Here is a 19589-nt window from a genome sequence, read left to right on the forward strand (position 1 = left end):
TCGCGGAACCGACGGTCCGGTGAGTCCGAGCATGGTGTGCGATGAAAACGGAAGCCGCGCCGACAGCTGACGACACAGGTTGGCGACTGCACACCTACAGGCGTGCGCCGGTCGCCGGCACGCTGGAATTTCCGCTGACGATCCGACGACACCAGACCGCCTGGATTCCCCCCAGGACGGCCCGGCTTGGTCTGCGCCGGATCACGATTTTGGACACTATCACGCACCCGATGGGCCATTTCTGCCCCTGCGATAGGCGCTCGTGGCGGTCGGTTCAGGTCGGCGCCAGCCGCCTTGCGATGCTTCAAAGCAGAACGAGTTCGAGAGAAGATGACGCATCGTGATATCGGTTCGCCCCAACCGCGGGGACGGCGGCCCAGAACCCTTTCCACCGGTAAAGAATCGATGCTGGATGCAAAGGTTCCGCTTCATTCCCGGCGACCGAAAGCCTGCATTCGAGCACCGTTCGAACTCCCTCCGCCCAGCCGGGATCCCGCTGGTCAGCCAGAGCCCACCCGACAGGGAACCGGTCATATCGTCTCATTTCAGGACGCTATGGCCAGGTAAAAGGAATTCCATGGATCTGAGGTTCCCCTGAGGATCCGGGCAGTCATCGCTCTGCGTGACCGGGAAGTCGATTGAATCGCTATTGATCATCCTGCTAAGTTACCTACGAGGAAAGACGCCCCAGCCGCATTGATCGGGCCCAGCCCGAGGTGACCGCGTAACAGGGGAAGGGAACCCTGCAGATTCCCGACCTCCCCGTGGCATCCGCGAGGGGGACCGGGCGCGACTTTCCATCGGGCGATCTGACCAATCTTCCGGATTTCATCTCACCGCTTGCACCTCAGCCTCGCAGCTCCGTGCAAAGCGACCATTTCGCGAGCGAGTCGATTCGAGTGGTCCTTTCATTTTCCGGGCCGGGGGCCCTCATGCCCGGAAACCCAACACACGTGAATTCCATACAGAAGGCGAGCACAGTGAACGCCAAGCGTTTCATCGCAGGGGCCGTCGTCACCGCAATTGCCGCCACCGGGGCCGTCGGCCTCGGTTCGGCCAGCGCGTCGGCCACCTCGCTGCCCGAGCAGAAGGCAGCGGCCCAGCAGTCGGTCGCCACCGCGACCGTCGTCAACGACGGCGTACAGCCGCAGTTCTGGCACGCCGTCGCCCAGAGCGTGGTCGCCGCCACCGCGGTCAAGGCCACCGAGGCCGCCGTGAAGGCCACGACGAAGGTCAGGTCCTCGTCCAGCGAGTCCTCGTCCTCCTCCAGTGGCGGTCCCGCCATCAGCCCGAAGGGCGCGCACGGGGTCATCCCGGGCGACGCCCAGTACGACGCCAACTGACCGGTGTGCCGGGGCCGTCCGTAGGACCGGCCCCGGCACCCGGCCCGGCACCACCTGAATACGTGCCCGGCGGCGCCCCCTCCGCCGCCGGGCACCCCAGGAAGAACCCTTACACGCAACGGAGGTGTCCCACCATGAAAGCCTTCGGGCGAGCCCCCAAGAGCACCGGTGGCGGCCCGACGCCGGCACCCGAGCGCGCGATCACGGCCCGACTGCGTGTCTGCACCGCGCTGGCGCTGGCGCCGGTGGCGCTGTACACGGCCGCCTGCCTCGCCTACAACGCGCCCGACTCACCCGTCAAAAGCCGCGTCCAAGGGCTGGCCACCAAAGCCATGCAGCCCTATTTCTGGCAGGACTGGCAGCTCTTCGGACCCACCCCGGGCAGCAACAACGACCTGATCTACATGACCGTACGCATGAAGCCCGCCGGGTCGGACGAAGTGGTGGAGACGAGACCCGTGGAAATCGAGGACGCCATCGACCGGACCCCGCGCGAGTTTCCGCTCAATCCGACGAAGCTCCCGGGTCTGCCGCTGGCCTTCGATGCGGCGGCCAATCGATACGCCAGCGCGGTGACGAACTTCAAGAACCTGCCCGAGACGGATCGCAAACCGGCGCAGGACCTCCTGGACAAGCAGTACGCGTCGGAATTCGAGGAGATCCAGCGCTTCCTGTCCGCCCAGGCCGACTCGATGTACCCGAAGGCGCAGATCATATCCGTGCAGGCCACCTTCAAGAACAAACCCATGATTCCTTTCTCCGAACGGTATGCGAGTCCCAGGCCCGACCAGCCGGTCAAGTCCATTCTTGAGACCTCGTGGATGGACTACGTTCCGGGGGTGGCCGGCTGATGCGCGCATGGGCAACGTCCGGCCTGGCCCGGCTTGACGCCGGACTGCTGCGAATGGCGAGCCGGAAGCACCGTCTGATCGGGATAGCGCTGCTGCGGATCGTGATCGGCCTCGCGACAGTCATGTACTGCCTCTCCGACTACGGAAACCGGCGATTCCTGTGGGGGCCCGACTCGTACAACTCGATCGAAACCGCGAAGGCCGCCCTGTCACCGGGCAGCTTCTCCGTCTACTTCTTCAGCCATTCCACCGTGTGGTTCGAGATCGTGTTCCACGCCACCATTCTGGTGTCCGCCGTTTACATGGTGTACGGCGGCAGGGCACTGACCCTGGTCCAGGCGGTACTCATGTGGTCCCTGCACAACCGGAACCAAGATGTGCTCGAAGGCGGTGACAACCTCGCCCAGATCCTCATCATCTTCATGGTCTTCACGGTGTCCAACGCCTATTTCGCACCCGGTGCGAAACAGCGCCGTGCTCGCCTGCGGGAGGACGAGGGGCCTTCCCTGCCGACGGTCGTGCACAACCTGGCCGCCTACCTGATCGTCTTCCAGACGGCGATCCTCTATTTCGCCGCCGGCTACTGGAAGATCGCCGGGAAGATGTGGCAGGACGGCGTCGCCATGTACTACATCAGCCGGCTCACCGGATTCCAGATCTGGCCGGCCTATGCGCACCTGATGGGCAACGCGTACGTCACTACCGCCGTCAGCTACTTCACCATCTTCGCCGAGCTGGCCCTGCCCTTCGCGATCCTGTCCGCGCGCGGCTGGGTGCGGAAGGCCAACACCTTGGCCCTGGAGGGCATGCACCTGGGCATCATGGCTTTCATGGGACTGGTGTGTTTCGGTCTGTTGATGATCGGTGCGGACTGCACCTGTTTGCGCGACGATGACTACCGGTCGCTCAAAAACCGTGCCGCGGACCTCGCGTCGCGCTTCACGGCTCGTGTGCGGCCCCCCGTGCCGACCGGGGCCCCGCTCGGCAAGGCCCCGGTGAGCCTGCTCGAAACCCAGGGCAGCGGAGCCGATGCGTAGGCCGGACCACACCGAGGGGGCCCGCGCGCTCGAACGGTTCCTCCTGGCCGACCCCGACCGGTGGCCCGGGCTGGCGCCCCGCGTCGTGGCCGCCGTCGGCCACCAGCGGCTGCGCGAGATCGTCGCGGCGACCCGGGAGCACGTCGGAGACGTCACCGGTGTCACCGACGGGCGCGACGGACTGGTGATCGGGGGTACCGCCGGTCAGGTCCTCGCCTACGCCCAGGCGGATGCCGACGGGAACCTCGTCCATCTCCGCATCTCCCCCGGCCGCTACCGGGCCGCCCGGCTGCGCATCCCGGCAGCCGGGCGCGGCGGCGCGGCTTGGCTCGTGTGGTGCATGCTGCTCGCCGTGCGCGTCGCAGCGTGCTGGAACGCGCCATCCGTGACCGCCTGGTGCGCCGATGTGTGCGTGGTGGGTGCCTCCTATGTCGTCATGGAAGGCTTCTTCAGCCCGGCCCGGCTCCCCCGTTGGTTGCGCCGGTCCGTGGAGGCGGGCGCGCTCGTGGCGCTGGCCTCCGCCTGGCAGCTGTCCCGCCTCCCCACGGGGCACGACGATGTGGAGCTCGCGGCCGGCCTCGCCCTTCTGGCGGGCTGCGCCGGGTACCTGGCGTGGGCGCGGCGCCACCGGTGGGGCGCGCCACTGTCCGTCCCCCTGCACTTCCCGCTGCGGGACGGGACCTGGCTCATCGCCCAGGGCGGCGGCCGCGGCCTCAACCACCATCTGCCCCAGCCCGAGCAGCGAGGGGCTCTCGACGTCGTCGGCATCGGGGCACGGGGGGTCCGGCTCCGGGGCGGCACCGTCCCGGACGCGTTCCGGATCTACGGCGCGAAGCTGTACGCCCCCTGCGACGGCCACGTCGTGTCCGCCGCCGACGGGTACGCCGACCAGACGCCCGGCACGATCCGCTACGAACCGCCTTACGGCAACCACGTGTTCATCGACACGGGCCGCGAGATCGTCAAGCTCGCGCATCTGCGGCCGGGCAGCGTGACGGTGTCCGACGGCGACCGGGTGCACACCGGTCAGCTGCTCGGCGAGGTCGGCAACTCCGGTAACACCAGTGAGCCGCACCTGCACATCCACGCCGAACGCGAAGGTGTGGGACTCGACCTCAGGTTCACCGGCATCTCCGGAACGCTGCACCGCGGGCGCACCCTACGCACCTGACCGACCCCTCGAATCGGCTCCCTCACCGACCCGCACGTCACCTCCGGCAGTCCGGCGCGTCTTCGCCATGCCCCCTTTCGTCATGCCCCCTTTCGCCATGCCTCCTTGCCCGAAGGGAAATCCGTGTCCCCGTCGTCTCCGCTCCGACGCATACGACCCCGCACCCTCGCGGCCGTGGCCTGCGCCGCGCTCCTGGGCACCGCGCTCGCCGCCCCGGCCGCCCAGGCCGAAGCCCCCTCGGCGCAGCGCCACGTCGTGCCGGGCTCGCACCCCGGCTATGCCACCGCCGCGGCCGACACCGGCCCGGTCCCCGCCGAGGAGCACCTCACCGCCCGCCTGTACCTCGGCTCGCGCGACCCGGCCGGCCTGGCGGCGTTCCTCAAGACCGTCACCGACCCCCACGACCCGGCCTACCGCCACTTCCTCACTCCCGACCAGTACCGCCGGCGCTTCGCCCTCAGCGCACAGGAACACCGGGCCATCGCCCACTGGCTCACCGGCGCCGGGCTCACCGTCACCCGGGACACCCCGCACTACCTGGAGATCTCCGGCCCGGCGAAGGCCGTGCAGGAGGCGCTCAAGAGTCCCGTCCACCGCTACCGGACCGCCCGGGGGACGGTCACCGCCCCCACCGGCGACGTCAGTGTTCCGGAAGCCCTCGGCGCCGACATCGTCGCCGTGTCCGGACTGTCCGCACCCGCAGCGGCCCGACCGCAGTCCTCGCGCGCCACCGCCCCCACCGGTACGCCCGCCGTCTGTTCGGACCACTTCGGGGAGAAGCCCGCCACCGGACTGCCCCCCGCGTACGACAAGACGCCCGCCTTCTCCTCCTGCCCCTACCTCCCCGCGCAACTGCGTCGCGCGTACGGCGCGGGAGGCCCCGGCGCGACCGGCAAGGGCGCCACCATCGCGATCGTTGACGCCTACGGGTCCCCCACCATGCCCGCTGACGCCGACCGGTTCGCCCAGGCCACCGGGGACCGTCCCTTCCGCCCGGGCCAGTACCGCCAGCAGGTCACGCCCAAGGAATGGAACGTGGGGGCCGCCTGCGCACCGCCCGAGGCATGGGCCGGGGAGCAGGCCCTGGACGTGGACATGGCCCACGGGCTCGCGCCCGACGCAGACGTGCTCTACATCGGCGCCGACTCTTGCCTGGACGACGACCTCATGGACGCCGAGGCCACCGTCATCGACCGTCGCCTGGCCGACTCCATCTCGAACTCCTGGGCCGAGATCGTCCACTCCGACCCCGGGCATCTGACTCCGGACCTGGTCAACGCGTGGAACCTGCTGTTCCAGCAGGCCGCCGCCGAAGGCATCGGAGTGTACTTCGCGGCTGGTGACTGCGGCGACTCCTCCCCCGGTGCGGCCGAGACCGGAGTCAACTGCGACATGAAGACCACCACCGCCCAGGCCGACTTCCCCAGCGGCTCCCCGTGGGTGACCTCCGTGGGAGGCACCACCCTGGCCCTGGACCGGCAGGGCGACTACGCCTGGGAGACCAGCATGGGCGATGAGCTGTCGGTCCTCACCGGCACCGGCACCCAGCGGGCCTGGGGACCCGTCCCCGGGGTCTTCGCCTTCGGCGGAGGAGGAGGGCTCAGCGACTTCCCCGAGCCGTGGTACCAGCACGGTCACGTCCCCGCCCCTGCGGCCGGCACGTCCGCCCGCAGGGCGACCCCGGACGTGGCCATGGAGGGTGACGGCGCCCTGCCCGTCCTGGTCGGGCTGACCGACAGCGGACAGTTCCAGCTCGTGGGCTTCGGCGGCACCTCCGCCGCCACCCCCGCCTTCGCCGCCCTGCAGGCCGACGCCCAGCAGGTGACCGGCCATCCCCTCGGCTTCGCCAACCCCTTGCTGTACGCCCTCGGCGGCTCGACCGCCTTCCGCGACGTCACGGACCAGCCCGCGGCCGCGGGACCCGGGCCCCTCACCGCCGTGCGCGACTACGGGCCTTCCGAGGACGAAAAGCAGCGCTACGTCCTGTACGCCCTCGGCCGCGACTACGGCCTGCACGCCGGCCCCGGCTACGACTACGCCACCGGGCTCGGTTCGCCCTCGCCGGCCTACCTCCAGTGGTTCCGGCGCACCGGGGGACGTCTGCGGTGACCTTGGACGCGATCGTGGTGGGGGCCGGCCCGAACGGGCTGGCCGCCGCCGTCGCCCTGGCCCAGCAGGGCCTCTCGGTCACCGTGCTGGAGGCGGCCGACACCATCGGGGGCGGCACTCGTACCAGCGAACTCACCCTGCCGGGACTGCTCCACGACCACTGCGCGGCCGTCCACCCCATGGCCCTCGCCTCGCCCTTCCTGCGCTCACTCGGGCTGGAGCGGCACGGCCTGGAGTGGCGGTGGCCCGAAATCGACCTCGCCCATCCGCTCGACCGGGGCCCCGCGGCGGTGCTGCGGCGTTCGCTGGACCGGACGGTGGGCGGCCTCGGCGCGGACGGAAACGCGTGGCGCAGGCTCTTCGCACCGCTGTCGCACCACTACGATTCCCTGGCCACCGAGCTGATGGCGCCCCCGCTCCACCTGCCCCGGCATCCCCTTCCCCTGGCCCGTTTCGGCCTCCTCGCCCCCCGCACCGCCACCGCCGTCGCGAGCCGCTGGCAGACTCCCCAGGCCCGCGCCCTGTTCGCCGGCGTGGCCGCGCACGCGCTGCGCCCCCTGGCCGCGCCCGGCAGCGCCGCAATCGCCCTCATGCTCGTCGCGGCCGGACACCGGCACGGATGGCCCGTCGCACATGGCGGGTCCCAGGCCGTCACCAACGCCCTGGCGGCGCGTCTGACCGAACTCGGGGGCACTGTGGAGACCGGCGTCCGGGTGCGCTCCCTCGCGCAACTGCCGCCCAGTCGTGTCACCTTGCTGGACGTGGCACCGCGCGCCGCCGCGGTACTGTGCGGCGACCGCCTCCCCGCCCGTACCCGGCGCGCCTACGCACGCTGGGCGCACGGGCCGGCGGCGTTCAAAGTCGATATGGCCGTCGAGGGCGGAGTGCCATGGCGCGACGAAGCCTGCCGGCGAGCCGGGACCGTGCACCTGGGCGGCACTCTGGAGGAAGTCGCCCACGCCGAGCGGGCCATCGCGCGCGGCCGCATGCCGGAGCGACCCTTCGTCCTCGTCTCCCAGCAGCACCTCGCCGACCCCGTCCGCTCCGCAGGCGACGTCCATCCCGTCTGGGCCTACGCGCACGTTCCGCACGGTTACACCGGCGATGCCACCGAAGCCGTGCTCGGCCAGCTGGAGCGCTTCGCACCGGGGTTGCGGGAGCGCGTGATCGCCCGCGTGGCCACGTCCGCCGCGCAACTGGAGACGTACAACGCCAACTACATAGGGGGCGACATCCTCACCGGTGCCAACACCCTCACCCAGATGGTGCTGCGCCCGCGCGCCGCGCTGGACCCCTACCGCACCGGAATACCGGGGGTCTTCCTGTGCTCCGCGGCGACCCCACCGGGCCCCGGAGTCCACGGCATGTGCGGCTACCACGCCGCCGGCTCGGCCCTGCGCCACCTCGGCATACCGCGGCCACCCCTGGACCGGCCCTGACAGGGCCACCGACCTCTTCCTCCCTTCAGTCAAGGAGCACCCACTTCATGTCGAACCCGTTCGAGAACAGCGGCGGCAGCTACCTGGTCCTCGTGAACGAGGAGGACCAGCGGTCCCTGTGGCCGGCCTCCGTCGCCGTCCCGGCCGGCTGGTCCGTAGCCCGCGACGAGAGCAGCCGGGCGGCGTGCCTTGAGTACGTCGAGCAGACGTGGACGGACATGCGGCCGAAGAGCGCGCGGCGGTAGAGGAGCAGCGGAAGCCACGGAGTGGGACGCTCCCGAGCCCGCCGCCTACCGGCACTTCGCCGACCGCGGGGCCCTGGTCCACGGGGTCTCGCAGGCGGCCATGGCGCGGGTGGCCTTCGCCATGGAGGCCGAGATCGACGGCCTGCCGCCGGCGGAGGACCCCGTCGTACGGGCCCGGGCCCGGTTCCGCGCCGTGGGGACGGGGTACATCCGCTTCGCCGTCGCCGGGCCGGGCTGGTTCCGTACGGCCTTGCACGTCCCGGCCGGCATGGCCCGCGCCACCGACACCACGGCCGCCGGGCTCACCCCCTTCGAGCTGCTCGGGACCGCGCCGGACGCCCTCGTGGAGACGGGCGCCTGCCTGCCGGACGCCGGCCCGGGGCGGAGTTCCTCGCCGGGCCGGCGGTCCCGGACATCGGCGGGCCGCAGCGCGGGTGACGCCGGAGCGCGGGATCTGAGCCCCTCACCCGGCTCAGCCGCGGTGGTCCAGCGGGTTCGCCGTGATGCGGGCCTCCGCGCCGCCCGCCACGTAGGCCGCCGCCGCGCAGTCCGGCTTGCGCACCGCCTGGTCCTCGACCAGCGTCAGGAACGCCTTGCCGAAGCCGAGCCGCGGGTACTCCGCGAGGAGTTCGGCGAGGAACGGCTCGGGGAAGTCCCCCACCCGCAGCCCCGACACGTCCGCGCTCGTCCCCACCTGAAGGAGGTGGCTCTCCACGTCCTGCGCCGCCGTGACGTCGTCCCGCATGTGCAGGACGATCACCTCCTGCGCCCGCGCCCGCCGGGCCGGCGGCCAGCCCAGCCCCGCCGTCAGGACGCGCGCGACATGGCCGCCCGCCTCCTCGAACGGCAGCGTGTGGCTGTCGAACGGGGCGGTCAGCCCCAGGTCGTGCAGCAGCGCGCTGACGTAGAAGAGCTCGGCGTCATGGGCCAGATCGTGCTGCCGCGCGTACCACGCACCGAAGGCGTACGAGCGGATGGAGTGGTTCAGCAGGGTCGCGTCCGCGTACTCGGACGCGATCTCCAGCGCGGCGCGCCCGGCATCGGTGTCAAAGGTCCATGTCATGGGCGCAGCGTAGGCCCCTGCCGTCGAACTGCCGTACTACTTCCGGGTGAAGTCCACTTCCGCCGGGCCGTCCTGCCCGGGCCAGGCCAGCAGCCGCGTCACCGCGGGCGGGCTCTCGGCGAGGACGCCGCCGCGCGAGACGACGTACCGGGGGCGGACCTGGCGGCGGATCGCCTCCTGCGGCGAATCCGCCGGGAGCAGCAGGAACGAGGCCGGAGCGCCCGCCGCGATGCCGTACTCCGCCTCGGACAGGCCGAGCACCCGCGCCGCACGGTCCGTCACCATCGAGAACGCCACCGGAATCTCGTCCGCGCCGGTCAGCTGGGCCGCGTACAGGCCGACCAGGGCGGTCTGCAGCGGGTTCGCCGTCCCGAGCGCGTTCCAGGGGTCCATCACGTCGTCATGGCCGAAGGCCACGTTCACGCCGGCCGCCAGCATCTCCTTGACCTGGGTGAGGCCGCGCCGCTTGGGGTAGCCGTCGAAGCGGCCCTGGAGGTTGAGGTTGGCGAACGGGTTCGCGACGAGGTTGATCCCGGAACGCGAGAGCAGCCGCTGGAGTTTGAAGCTGTACCCGCCGCCGTAGGAACCCATCGCCGTCGTGTGGGAGGCCGTCGCGCGCTCCCGCAGGCCCGAGCGCAGCGCGAGCGTGGCCAGCACCTCCACGAACCGGGACTGCTCGTCGTCGATCTCGTCACAGTGCGCGTCGACGCGCAGCCCGTACTCCTCGGCCAGCGCGAAGGCGGTGCCGAGCGAGGCGACGCCGTCCTCCCGGGTGTCCTCGAAGTGCGGGATCGCGCCGACGACGTCCGCGCCGCGCCGGACCGCCTCGCGCAGCAGCGCCGCGCCGTCCGGGAAGGAGACGATGCCCTCCTGCGGGAAGGCCACGATCTGGAGCGTCATGACGTCCCGCACCCGGTCGCGGACCTCCAGCAGCGCGTCGAGCGCGGTGAGCGCCGGATCGGTGACATCGCAGTGGGTCCGCACGTGCAGCACGCCCTGGGCCGCCTGCCAGCGCAGCACCTCCGTGGCGCGGGCGATCACGTCCTCGCGGGTCAGGGTCCGCTTTCGCTCGCTCCAGCAGGCGATGCCCTCCCAGAGGGTGCCGGACGCGTTGGGGCGCGGCTCGCCGGCGGTCAGGGCGGTGTCCAGGTGGATGTGCGGCTCGACGAAGGGGGGCGTGAGCAGCGCGCCGTGCGCCTCGATCAGCACGCCGGTCGCCGGTGGTTCCTTCTGGTCGTCGTACGGGACGACGCGCGCGATCCGCCCGTCCTCGGCCACCTCCACGTCGGACAGGCCGGGTGCGTTCAGCAGCCGGGCGCCCCGGACGATCATCCGCATGGGGCCAGCCTAGGGGCGGTCCGGGTACGGCACCCGCGATGCGCCCGTTCGGCGTACTCGGCATCCCGGCGCCCGGTACGGCAAGGTGGGGGCCATGACCAGCGACACCGATGTGACCTCCGTACCGTCCTCCGAGATGCCCGACTGGGAGAAGCGCTTCCGGGCGCCGCGCGTCGGGCTGCCCGAGTGGGCCGAGGACGCCCCGGACCGCTCGCTCTTCGTCTCCAACGCGACCGGCACCTACGAGCTCTACGCGTGGGACCGCGCCACCGGCGTCCAGCGGCAGGCCACGGACCGCCCCAACGGCACCACCGACGGCACCGTCTCCCCCGACGGGGAGTGGATCTGGTGGTTCTCCGACACCGACGGCGACGAGTTCGGCACCTGGGTGCGCCAGCCCTTCGCGGGCGGCCCCGACGAACCGGCGACCCCCGGCCTGGCGCCCTCGTACCCGGCGGGGCTGGCCATCGGCCGGGACGGCACGGCCGTCGTGGGCCGGTCCACCGACGAGGAGGGCACCAGCATCCACGTGGTACGGCCCGGCGGGGGCGAGCCCGCCGTGATCTACCGGCACCGCGAGTCGGCGGGCGTCGGCGACCTGTCCCGGGACGGGACCCTGATCGCGATCGAGCACACCGAGCACGGCGACGCGATGCACTCGGCGCTGCGCGTGGTCACCCTCGACGGCGCCACCGTCGCCGAGCTGGACGACTCCAAGGGCGGTACCGAGGAGCTTGGCCTCGGCGTGCTCGGCTTCGCCCCGGTCGCCGGCGACACCCGGCTGCTCGTCGGGCACCAGCGGCGCGGCCGCTGGGAGCCGATGGTGTGGGACGTGGCGGCCGGCACCGAGGAGGAGCTGGCCATCGACCTGCCGGGCGACGTGGGCGCCGAGTGGTACCCGGACGGGTCTGCGCTGCTGATCCACCACGGCTTCGAGGCGCGCAGCGAGCTGTGGCGGTACGACCTGGCCGCACGGGAACTCGTACGCGTGGACACGCCGCCGGGGTCGGTGTCCGGTGCGACGGCCCGGCCGGACGGGACGGTGGAGTACCAGTGGTCCTCGGCCGCCGAGCCGTCGGCGATCCGCTCCACGGCGGGCGGGATCGTGCTCGACCCGCCGGGTATCCGGCCCCCGGGCTCGGTCCCCGTGGAGGACGCCTGGGTGGACGGCCCGGGCGGGCGCATCCACGCGCTGGCGCAGCGGCCCGTCGGCCACGGCGACGGCCCCTTCCCGACGATCTTCGAGATCCACGGCGGCCCCACCTGGCACGACAGCGACGCCTTCGCCGCCACCCCGGCGGCCTGGCTGGACCACGGCTTCGCGGTCGTCCGCGTCAACTACCGCGGCTCGACGGGGTACGGGCGGGAGTGGACCGACGCCCTCAAACACCGCGTCGGGCTGATCGAGCTGGAGGACATCGCGGCGGTCCGGGAATGGGCGGTCGGCTGCGGCCTCGCCGACCCGGCGCGGCTCGTGCTGTCGGGCGGCTCCTGGGGCGGGTACCTGACGCTGCTGGGCCTGGGCACGCAGCCGGACGCCTGGGCGGTGGGCCTGGCCGCCGTGCCGGTCGCGGACTACGTGACGGCGTACCACGACGAGATGGAGGCGCTGAAGTCCCTGGACCGCACCCTCTTCGGCGGCACACCGGAGGAGGTCCCGGAACGGTTCGAGGCGTCCTCGCCGCTGACCTACGTGGACGCGGTGAAGGCTCCCGTCCACATCGCGGCGGGGGTGAACGACCCGCGCTGCCCGATCCGGCAGATCGACAACTACGTGGAGCGGCTCGCGGCGCGCGGGGCGGTGCACGAGGTGTACCGGTACGACGCCGGACACGGCTCGCTCGTCGTGGAGGAGCGGATCAAGCAGGTCCGGATGGATCTGGAGTTCGCCCTCAAGCACCTCCCCGCCTGACCCGGCACCGGTGATCCGGTGCGCCCCCCGTACGGTGGTGGGGTGCACCGGTTTCTCCTGACCCCGCGCTGGTGGGGGATCAACGTCTTCGTCGCGCTCGCGATCCCCTTCTGCCTGTTCATGGGCACCTGGCAGCTCGGCCGCTTCGAGGACCGCGTCGGTGACCACCGGGAGGCCACGGACCGGCGGCCCGACGAGCAGGCCGCCGCACCGCTGGACTCGCTGCTCCCGGTGGACAAGAAGACCTCCGGACGGCTGGCCTCCGCGGCCGGGGTGTACGGGGAGCAGCTGCTGGTTCCCGAGCGCGACCTGGACGGCAAGAGCGGCTTCTACGTCCTGAACCTGCTCCGGACCGACTCCGGCAAGGCCGTCCCGGTGGTCCGGGGCTGGCTGCCGGGCGCCGCGGACCCGGCCAAGGCCCCGGCCGCGCCGGGCGGCCGGGTGGAGGTCACCGGGGCGCTCCAGGCCTCCGAGAACTCGGGCACGAAGGGCGTGCACGCGCAGGGCGGGCTGCCCGCCGGGCAGCTCGGTGTGATCGGCGCGGCGACGCTGGTGAACCTGGTCCCCGAGCCGCTGTACGACGCGTGGCTGACCGTGCAGACCCCGTCGGACGGGATGCTTGCGGTGCCCGCGAAGGCGCCGGACAACACCGGGCTCGACCTCAAGGCCTTCCAGAACCTGGGCTACACGGGCGAGTGGTTCGTCTTCGCCGCCTTCGTGCTGTTCATGTGGTTCCGCTTCTACCGGCGCGAGGTGGAGACCCTGCGCGACGCGCAGGCCGGCCTGCTGCCGGAGCAGCCCCGGGCGGCCGCTACGGCTGCGGCGGCGCCAGCGGAATGACGCCGGTCCGGTAGACGGTGCCGCCGCAGGCCGCCGGGATCGTGGCCTGCGTCATCGGGGCGCCCGCCGACGGGGTGTGGGACACCTCGACCCCGGTCGGGGCCCGGTCGGTGGCGGCGCCCAGCGGGCCGGCGGCCGTCGGGGCCGGGTCGGTGGCATCCGCCGTACCGGCCGCGCCGCTCCCGCCGCCCTGAACGGGCTTCGCCGACGGGTCGGCGGTCCCCGCCGGGCAGGACCGTTTCGAGGGCACCCAGGCGAACCGGACCTCGTACGCCGCGTTCGGCTGGAGCACGACCACCGGGGAGTCCACGGACGGGTCGGGCAGCAGCCCGCTCGCCGGGTCCCCCGCGGTGTGGCCGACCACGGCGACCGCGGGGCTCCGGGTGGGCGGCGGGGGACCGGCCGCGGGGGCGGCGGTCACGGTGTCCGGGCCCGCGGCGACACAGCCCCGGTCCGAGACGTTGGTGACCTTGAAGCTGCCGTACACCGAGCCGTCGGCCCCGGGCGGGCGGGCGCTGCCCAGGACGCCGAGCTGCCCTGCGGTGCACTCGGGGAGGCCCTGCGCCGCCCCGACCGGCGGGAGCTGGGGGTGGCGGGTGCCGGGGGCCGAGGTCGAGGCCCCGCCGGCCGTCGGGCCCGCGACCGCGCCGCCCGGGGACGAACCGCTCGGGTGCGGGGCGGGGCTGCCGCCGGTGCCGCCGGGCTGCCCGTCGCCGTCGGCGGGGGTCGCCGGCCCGGGGTGGGCCCCGACGCCGTTCTGGTGCGGGTGGGACGAGCTGCCCGCCTTGCCGCCCTGCGGCTGCCCGTGCCCGGCCATCGTGGAGTGCCCGGCGGCGCCGCCGCCCGCGGTGCCGGTCATCCGCAGGGCCGTCGGGATCGCGGCCCCGGCCAGCAGTACGGCCGCGGCGGCGCCGACCAGGACCCGGCGCTTGCGGGTCCGGCGGGCGGGGACCGCGTACCGCAGCCGCTCCAGTGCGTCCTCGGCGGGTTCCAGACCTTGCACGGCGCCGCCCAGCAGGGCCCGCAGCCGCTGCGCGTCCAGGGGATCCGGGCCGGCCGGCCGGGTGGTGTGGTCGTCCTTCATGACTGCGCAGCCTCCATCGCCACCCGCAGCGCGGCAATGCCCCGCGAACCGTACGCCTTCACCGAGCCGAGCGATACGCCGAGCGTCTCGGCGACCTGGGCCTCGGTCATGTCCGCGAAGTACCGCAGTACCAGTACCTCGCGCTGCCGTCGCTGGAGTCCCCGCATCGCCTTGATCAGGTCGTCGCGCTCCAGCTGGTCGTACGCGCCCTCCTCCGCGCTCGCCATGTCCGGCATGGGCTTCGAGAGGAGTTTCAGGCCGAGGATGCGGCGGCGCAGCGCGGAGCGCGACAGGTTGACGACGGTCTGGCGGAGGTAGGCCAGCGTCTTGTCGCGGTCCCGTACCCGGTTGCGGGCGGAGTGGACGCGGATGAAGGCCTCCTGGACCACGTCCTCGCAGGACGCCGTGTCGTCGAGGAGCAGCGCGGCCAGCCCGAGGAGGGAGCGGTAGTGGGCCTGGTAGGTCTGGGTGAGGTGGTCGACGGTGGTACCAGCGACGACGGCCTGCTCGACGGACACCCCGGCGGGCACCCCCGCGGGCATTCCGGCGGCCTCGTCGGCGGCCCGCGCCGGCGCACTCCCGGCGGTCTCCGCGCTGTCGCGGGGCGCGGGGACGCGGCCGCCGCGGGCCGGCCGGGCCGCGGCCGTCGGAACGCCGCCCGGCGGGACGGGAAGGATCATCGGGGGCCCGCCGGGCGCGGGGGGCCGCCAGCGCGCCGGGGCGATGCGCGCCGGAACGATGGTGAAGTCGAGCAATGCCTCTGCCACGCCCGTTGGACTCGCGTCGTCCCGCCGGGGTTGTACGCGCCGGGCAGAGTGGTCGGCGTCTTTCCCGCCGGGCTCGTCTCCGCCGGGCTCGTCTCCCTCGCCCTCGTCCCCGTCGCCCTCGTCCCCGTCATGCGCACCGATCTTCCCGTTCGCCCCGTTTGTCCAGGCGGCAGTCGGGCCATCACCTTGATCAAGGGATCGGCATTGATCCTACAAAGCGAATTGCGCGAATTCACCCGCGATCAGTTCCGAGATCTGCGTCGCGTTCAGGGCCGCGCCCTTGCGCAGATTGTCGGCGCAGACGAAGAACTCCAGGGAGCGGCTGTCGTCGAGCGAGCCCCGCACCCGGCCCACCCAGGCCGGATCCGTCCCGGCCGCGTCCACCGGCGTCGGGAACTCCCCCGCGGCCGGATCGTCCACGAGGACCACTCCGGGCGCCGTCTCCAGGGTCTTGCGGGCCTGCGCGGCGTCCACCTCGCGCTCGAACCTGGCCCGCACGGTCAGCGAGTGCCCCTCCAGCACGGGAACCTGTACGCAGGTCACCGCGATCGGCAGCTCCGCCAGTTCCAGGATCCGCCGGGTCTGCGACCGCACGGCCAGCTCGTGCGAGGACCAGCCGCCCTCGCGCAGCTCACCGGACCAGGGCACGACGTTCAGCGCGAGCGGGGCCGCGAAGGGCCCGGTGTCCTCGCCCACGACCCGCCGCACGTCCCCGGGCTGCTCCCCGAGGGACGTCCCGGCGACCAGGGTCAGCTGGCGGCGCAGCGCCTCCGTACCGGCCCGGCCCGCGGCGCTGGCGGCCTGGTACGAGGACACGGCCAGGTCGGCCAGCCCGTACTCGGCGTGCAGCGCGCCCAGCGCGGCGATCATGGTGGCGGTCACGCAGTCGGGGCCCGCGACGATGCCGCGCGGCCGGACCCGTACGGCATGCCCGTTCACCTCGGGCACCACCACCGGCACCTGAGGATCCTCCCGGAAGGCAGCCGATTGGTCCACGGCCACGGCTCCGCGCGCCGTCACGGCGGGCGCCCACTGCGCGGAGACCTCGGCCGGGGTCAGGAACAGCACCACGTCGCCCTCGCCCAAGCCGTCGAAGGCGTCCTCGTTGAGGGCGAGCACCTCGGTCTCCCGCCCGCGCACGGCCAGTACGCGGCCGGCCGAGCGCGGCGAGGCGATCAGGCGGATGTCACCCCAGACGTCGGCGCGCTGGGACAGTATCCGCAGGACGACGGAGCCGACCGCTCCGGTCGCCCCGACCACGGCGAGCGCCGGGGCCGGGGCCGACCGGGTGCCGGTCATCGTCCGGTGCCTCCGTAGACGACGGCCTCGTCGCTGTCGGAGTCGAGGCCGAAGGCCGTGTGCACGGCGCGGACGGCCTCGTTGACGTCGTCCTGGCGGGTCACGACCGAGATCCGGATCTCGGAGGTCGAGATCAGCTCGATGTTGACGCCCGCGTCGGACAACGCCTGGAAGAACGAAGCGGTGACGCCGGGGTTCGTCTTCATGCCCGCGCCGACCAGGGAGATCTTGCCGATCTGGTCGTCGTAGCGCAGCGAGTCGAAACCGATCGCGCCCTTCGCCTTCTCCAGGGCCTCGATGGCCTTGTGGCCCTCGGCCTTGGGGAGGGTGAAGGAGATGTCCGTCAGCCCGGTCGAGGCGGCCGACACGTTCTGCACGATCATGTCGATGTTGATCTCGGCGTCCGCGATCGCGCGGAAGATCGCCGCGGCCTCGCCCGGCTTGTCCGGGACGCCGACGACCGTGATCTTGGCTTCGGAGACGTCGTGCGCGACTCCGGAGATGATGGCGTGCTCCACCGGCTCGTCCCCTTGCGGATTCTCGTTGCTGACCCAGGTGCCCGGCAGTCCGGAGAAGGACGAGCGGACGTGGATCGGGATGTTGTAGCGGCGCGCGTACTCGACGCAGCGGTGCAGCAGCACCTTGGAGCCGGAGGCCGCGAGCTCCAGCATGTCCTCGGAGGAGATCCAGTCGATCTTCCGGGCCTTCTTCACGACGCGGGGGTCCGCGGTGAAGACGCCGTCGACATCGGTGTAGATCTCGCAGACCTCGGCGTCCAGCGCCGCGGCCAGCGCGACGGCGGTGGTGTCCGAGCCGCCGCGGCCGAGCGTGGTGATGTCCTTGCTGTCGGCCGACACACCCTGGAAGCCGGCGACGATGGCGATGTTGCCCTGGTCCAGCGCGGTGCGGATCCGGCCCGGCGTGACATCGATGATGCGCGCTTTGTTGTGGACCGAGTCGGTGATGACTCCTGCCTGGCTGCCGGTGAACGACTGGGCCTCGTGGCCCAGGTTTTTGATCGCCATGGCCAGCAGGGCCATGGAGATCCGCTCTCCCGCCGTCAGCAGCATGTCGAACTCACGACCGGCGGGCATCGGGGATACCTGCTCGGCGAGATCGATCAGCTCGTCCGTCGTGTCGCCCATCGCGGAAACCACGACGACCACCTGGTGGCCGTTCTTCTTGGCATCCACGATCCGCTTGGCGACGCGCTTGATGCCCTCGGCATCGGCTACGGAGGAGCCTCCGTACTTCTGCACGACAAGGCCCACGTGCGCTCCTCGCTCAATCCAGTACTGCGGTCAGTGACGCAGTCTAACGAGCGACCGGATTACGACCGCCACGTACCACATCATGAGATGTTGCGTTCATCCCAGGATCACCGTGTCACCGGCCCGTGCGGGCGACGCGCACGGCTAGACGCGGCCCATGCCGCCCAGTTCCTGCGCCATGACCTCGCCCGCCTGCTCCGCGAGGTCGTCCTCGGCGAGGTCCTCGTCCGTGTCCAGGCCGTCGAGGGCGTCCAGCGGCTGGTCGAGGCGGACGTGCGCCACCAGCGACTGGAGCGCGCGCAGGGTGGCCGAGGCCGTCGAGCCCCAGTTGGAGAAGTAGGAGAACTGCCACCACCACAGCGCCTCGGTGGTCCGGCCCGCCCGGTAGTGCGCCAGCCCGTGCCGCAGGTCGGCGACGACGTCGGCGAGGTCGTCGGAGATCCGGTGCGCGACCGGAGCCTTGCGCGGCTCGTAGGGGTCGAAGACCTCCGAGTACACGTCGACCGGGTCGAGCATGTACGCGAACCGCTCGCGCAGCTCGTCCACGTCGGGCTCCGGGCCCAGGTCGGGCTCGTAGCGCTCGTCCGGCAGGACGTCCTGGTACGCGCCCAGCCGGCCGCCCGCCAGCAGCAGCTGCGAGACCTCCAGCAGGAGGAAGGGCACCGCGCTGTCCGGGTCCTCGCCCTTGGCCACCTCGGTGACCGCGACGATGAAGGAGTCGATCTGGTCCGCGATCTGGACGGCGAAGTCGTCCGGATCCTGGCCCAGGGCGTGCAGCGTTGCGTCAGACATCGAGAAGTCGCCTTCCTTCAAAGGCCCGCCCCAGCGTGACCTCGTCCGCGTACTCCAGATCTCCCCCGACGGGGAGGCCGCTGGCCAGGCGGGTGACCTTCAGGCCCATGGGCTTGATCATGCGGGCGAGGTAGGTGGCGGTCGCCTCGCCCTCCAGGTTCGGGTCGGTGGCGAGGATCAGTTCGGTGACCGTGCCGTCCGCGAGGCGCGCCAGCAGCTCGCGGATGCGCAGGTCGTCCGGACCGACGCCCTCGATCGGGCTGATCGCGCCGCCGAGGACGTGGTACTTCCCCCGGAACTCACGCGTGCGCTCGATCGCGACCACGTCCTTGGGCTCCTCCACGACGCAGATCACCGAGGGGTCGCGGCGCGGATCGCGGCAGATCGCGCACCGCTCCTCCTGCGCCACGTTCCCGCACACCGCGCAGAACCTGACCTTGTCCTTCACTTCGAGCAGCGCGTGCGCGAGGCGGCGGACGTCGGCGGGCTCGGCCTGCAGGATGTGGAAGGCGATCCGCTGCGCGCTCTTGGGCCCGACGCCGGGCAGCCTGCCCAGTTCGTCGATCAGGTCCTGGACCACGCCTTCGTACAACGGACTGCCTTCTTTCGATGTCTGCGCTCATCTGCGCTTGTCAGGGCCGCAGCCTGGGTGCACAGGCTCCGGGGAGGGATCGCGGGGTCAGAACGGGAGGCCGGGGATCCCGCTGCCGCCGCCGAAGCCCTGCGCCAGGGGGCCCAGCTTCTCCTGCTGGAGCGCCTGGGCGTTCTCGTTGGCCGCCTGGACCGCCGCGACCACCAGGTCCGCGAGGGTCTCGGTGTCCGCGGGGTCCACCGCCTTCGGGTCGATCACGAGGGCGCGCAGCTCACCGGAACCGGTGACCGTCGCCTTCACCAGACCGCCGCCGGCCTGTCCCTCGACCTCGGCCTGCGCCAGCGCCTCCTGCGCCGCGGCGAGATCCTGCTGCATCTTCTGGGCCTGCTGGAGCAGCTGCTGCATGTCGGGCTGGCCACCACCGGGAATCACTGGG

Annotated in this window: 19 protein-coding genes; 9 read left to right on the forward strand and 10 right to left on the reverse strand. The window is 72.1% G+C overall.

Features of this window, described 5'->3' with window-relative positions; all coding sequences use genetic code 11:
• Window positions 1–980 precede the first annotated feature (980 nt).
• The 7 genes from ACZ4M3_RS09155 to ACZ4M3_RS09185 all read left to right on the forward strand — a co-directional run bounded on the left by ACZ4M3_RS09155 (window position 981) and on the right by ACZ4M3_RS09185 (window position 8195).
• Complete coding sequence (locus tag ACZ4M3_RS09155; RefSeq protein ID WP_467730977.1) at window positions 981–1343, forward strand: hypothetical protein; 363 nt, start codon at window positions 981–983, stop codon at window positions 1341–1343.
• 134 nt (window positions 1344–1477) lie between these two features.
• A complete protein-coding gene (locus ACZ4M3_RS09160) occupies window positions 1478–2194 on the forward strand; it encodes a DUF5819 family protein (protein WP_467730978.1) in 717 nt (238 codons plus the stop codon).
• Entirely contained in the window at window positions 2194–3231 is a 1038-nt protein-coding gene (locus tag ACZ4M3_RS09165) for a hypothetical protein (protein ID WP_467730979.1), read from the forward strand. The genes ACZ4M3_RS09160 and ACZ4M3_RS09165 overlap by 1 nt, the downstream gene beginning before the upstream one ends.
• On the forward strand, window positions 3224–4402 hold the full coding sequence (locus ACZ4M3_RS09170) for a M23 family metallopeptidase (protein ID WP_467730980.1): 1179 nt from the start codon (window positions 3224–3226) through the stop codon (window positions 4400–4402). Before ACZ4M3_RS09165 ends, ACZ4M3_RS09170 begins: the two co-directional genes overlap by 8 nt.
• A gap of 174 nt (window positions 4403–4576) precedes the next feature.
• The gene (locus tag ACZ4M3_RS09175; protein ID WP_467730981.1) at window positions 4577–6511 is read left to right on the forward strand and encodes a S53 family peptidase; all 1935 of its coding nucleotides are present in this window, start codon (window positions 4577–4579) and stop codon (window positions 6509–6511) included.
• The gene (locus tag ACZ4M3_RS09180; RefSeq protein WP_467730982.1) at window positions 6508–7950 is read left to right on the forward strand and encodes a phytoene desaturase family protein; all 1443 of its coding nucleotides are present in this window, start codon (window positions 6508–6510) and stop codon (window positions 7948–7950) included. Before ACZ4M3_RS09175 ends, ACZ4M3_RS09180 begins: the two co-directional genes overlap by 4 nt.
• A 47-nt stretch (window positions 7951–7997) precedes the next feature.
• A complete protein-coding gene (locus ACZ4M3_RS09185; RefSeq protein WP_467730983.1) occupies window positions 7998–8195 on the forward strand; it encodes an MbtH family protein in 198 nt (65 codons plus the stop codon).
• Between the two features lie 45 nt (window positions 8196–8240).
• Here ACZ4M3_RS09185 and ACZ4M3_RS09190 read toward each other — a convergent pair whose 3' ends face one another.
• From ACZ4M3_RS09190 to codA, 3 genes are all read right to left on the reverse strand, one after another.
• Complete coding sequence (locus ACZ4M3_RS09190) at window positions 8241–8501, reverse strand: hypothetical protein (protein WP_467730984.1); 261 nt, start codon at window positions 8499–8501, stop codon at window positions 8241–8243.
• Between the two features lie 166 nt (window positions 8502–8667).
• Window positions 8668–9258 (reverse strand): HD domain-containing protein, encoded by a 591-nt coding sequence (locus ACZ4M3_RS09195; RefSeq protein ID WP_467730985.1) that lies wholly within the window; start codon window positions 9256–9258, stop codon window positions 8668–8670.
• Between the two features lie 36 nt (window positions 9259–9294).
• A complete protein-coding gene (gene codA, locus ACZ4M3_RS09200; protein ID WP_467730986.1) occupies window positions 9295–10596 on the reverse strand; it encodes a cytosine deaminase in 1302 nt (433 codons plus the stop codon).
• A gap of 94 nt (window positions 10597–10690) precedes the next feature.
• Here codA and ACZ4M3_RS09205 point away from each other — a divergent pair, with 94 nt between their 5' ends.
• Together ACZ4M3_RS09205 and ACZ4M3_RS09210 are read left to right on the forward strand one after the other, a co-directional pair.
• Window positions 10691–12508, forward strand: a complete 1818-nt coding sequence (locus ACZ4M3_RS09205; protein WP_467730987.1) for a S9 family peptidase — start codon at window positions 10691–10693, stop codon at window positions 12506–12508.
• A 42-nt stretch (window positions 12509–12550) separates the two neighbouring features.
• Window positions 12551–13348: an SURF1 family protein gene (locus ACZ4M3_RS09210; RefSeq protein WP_467730988.1), complete on the forward strand. Its 798-nt coding sequence runs from the start codon at window positions 12551–12553 to the stop codon at window positions 13346–13348.
• Here the strand turns inward: ACZ4M3_RS09210 and ACZ4M3_RS09215 are convergent.
• The 7 genes from ACZ4M3_RS09215 to ACZ4M3_RS09245 all read right to left on the reverse strand — a co-directional run bounded on the left by ACZ4M3_RS09215 (window position 13320) and on the right by ACZ4M3_RS09245 (window position 19585).
• Window positions 13320–14432 (reverse strand): hypothetical protein, encoded by a 1113-nt coding sequence (locus ACZ4M3_RS09215; RefSeq protein ID WP_467730989.1) that lies wholly within the window; start codon window positions 14430–14432, stop codon window positions 13320–13322. The genes ACZ4M3_RS09210 and ACZ4M3_RS09215 overlap by 29 nt on opposite strands.
• Window positions 14429–15112, reverse strand: coding sequence for a SigE family RNA polymerase sigma factor (locus ACZ4M3_RS09220; protein WP_467731333.1), 684 nt, complete (start codon window positions 15110–15112; stop codon window positions 14429–14431). Before ACZ4M3_RS09220 ends, ACZ4M3_RS09215 begins: the two co-directional genes overlap by 4 nt.
• A 297-nt stretch (window positions 15113–15409) precedes the next feature.
• Window positions 15410–16498: an aspartate-semialdehyde dehydrogenase gene (locus ACZ4M3_RS09225; RefSeq protein ID WP_467730990.1), complete on the reverse strand. Its 1089-nt coding sequence runs from the start codon at window positions 16496–16498 to the stop codon at window positions 15410–15412.
• On the reverse strand, window positions 16495–17769 hold the full coding sequence (locus ACZ4M3_RS09230) for an aspartate kinase (RefSeq protein WP_467730991.1): 1275 nt from the start codon (window positions 17767–17769) through the stop codon (window positions 16495–16497). The genes ACZ4M3_RS09225 and ACZ4M3_RS09230 overlap by 4 nt, the downstream gene beginning before the upstream one ends.
• A 144-nt stretch (window positions 17770–17913) precedes the next feature.
• Window positions 17914–18561 (reverse strand): DUF5063 domain-containing protein, encoded by a 648-nt coding sequence (locus tag ACZ4M3_RS09235; RefSeq protein ID WP_467730992.1) that lies wholly within the window; start codon window positions 18559–18561, stop codon window positions 17914–17916.
• Window positions 18554–19153 carry a recombination mediator RecR gene (gene recR, locus ACZ4M3_RS09240; protein WP_467730993.1) on the reverse strand — a complete coding sequence of 200 codons (600 nt, stop codon included), beginning with the start codon at window positions 19151–19153 and terminating at the stop codon, window positions 18554–18556. The genes ACZ4M3_RS09235 and recR overlap by 8 nt, the downstream gene beginning before the upstream one ends.
• Window positions 19154–19240: 87 nt before the next feature.
• A complete protein-coding gene (locus ACZ4M3_RS09245; RefSeq protein WP_467730994.1) occupies window positions 19241–19585 on the reverse strand; it encodes a YbaB/EbfC family nucleoid-associated protein in 345 nt (114 codons plus the stop codon).
• Window positions 19586–19589: the final 4 nt, after the last annotated feature.

The organism is Streptomyces sp. NPDC026522 (assembly GCF_055567555.1).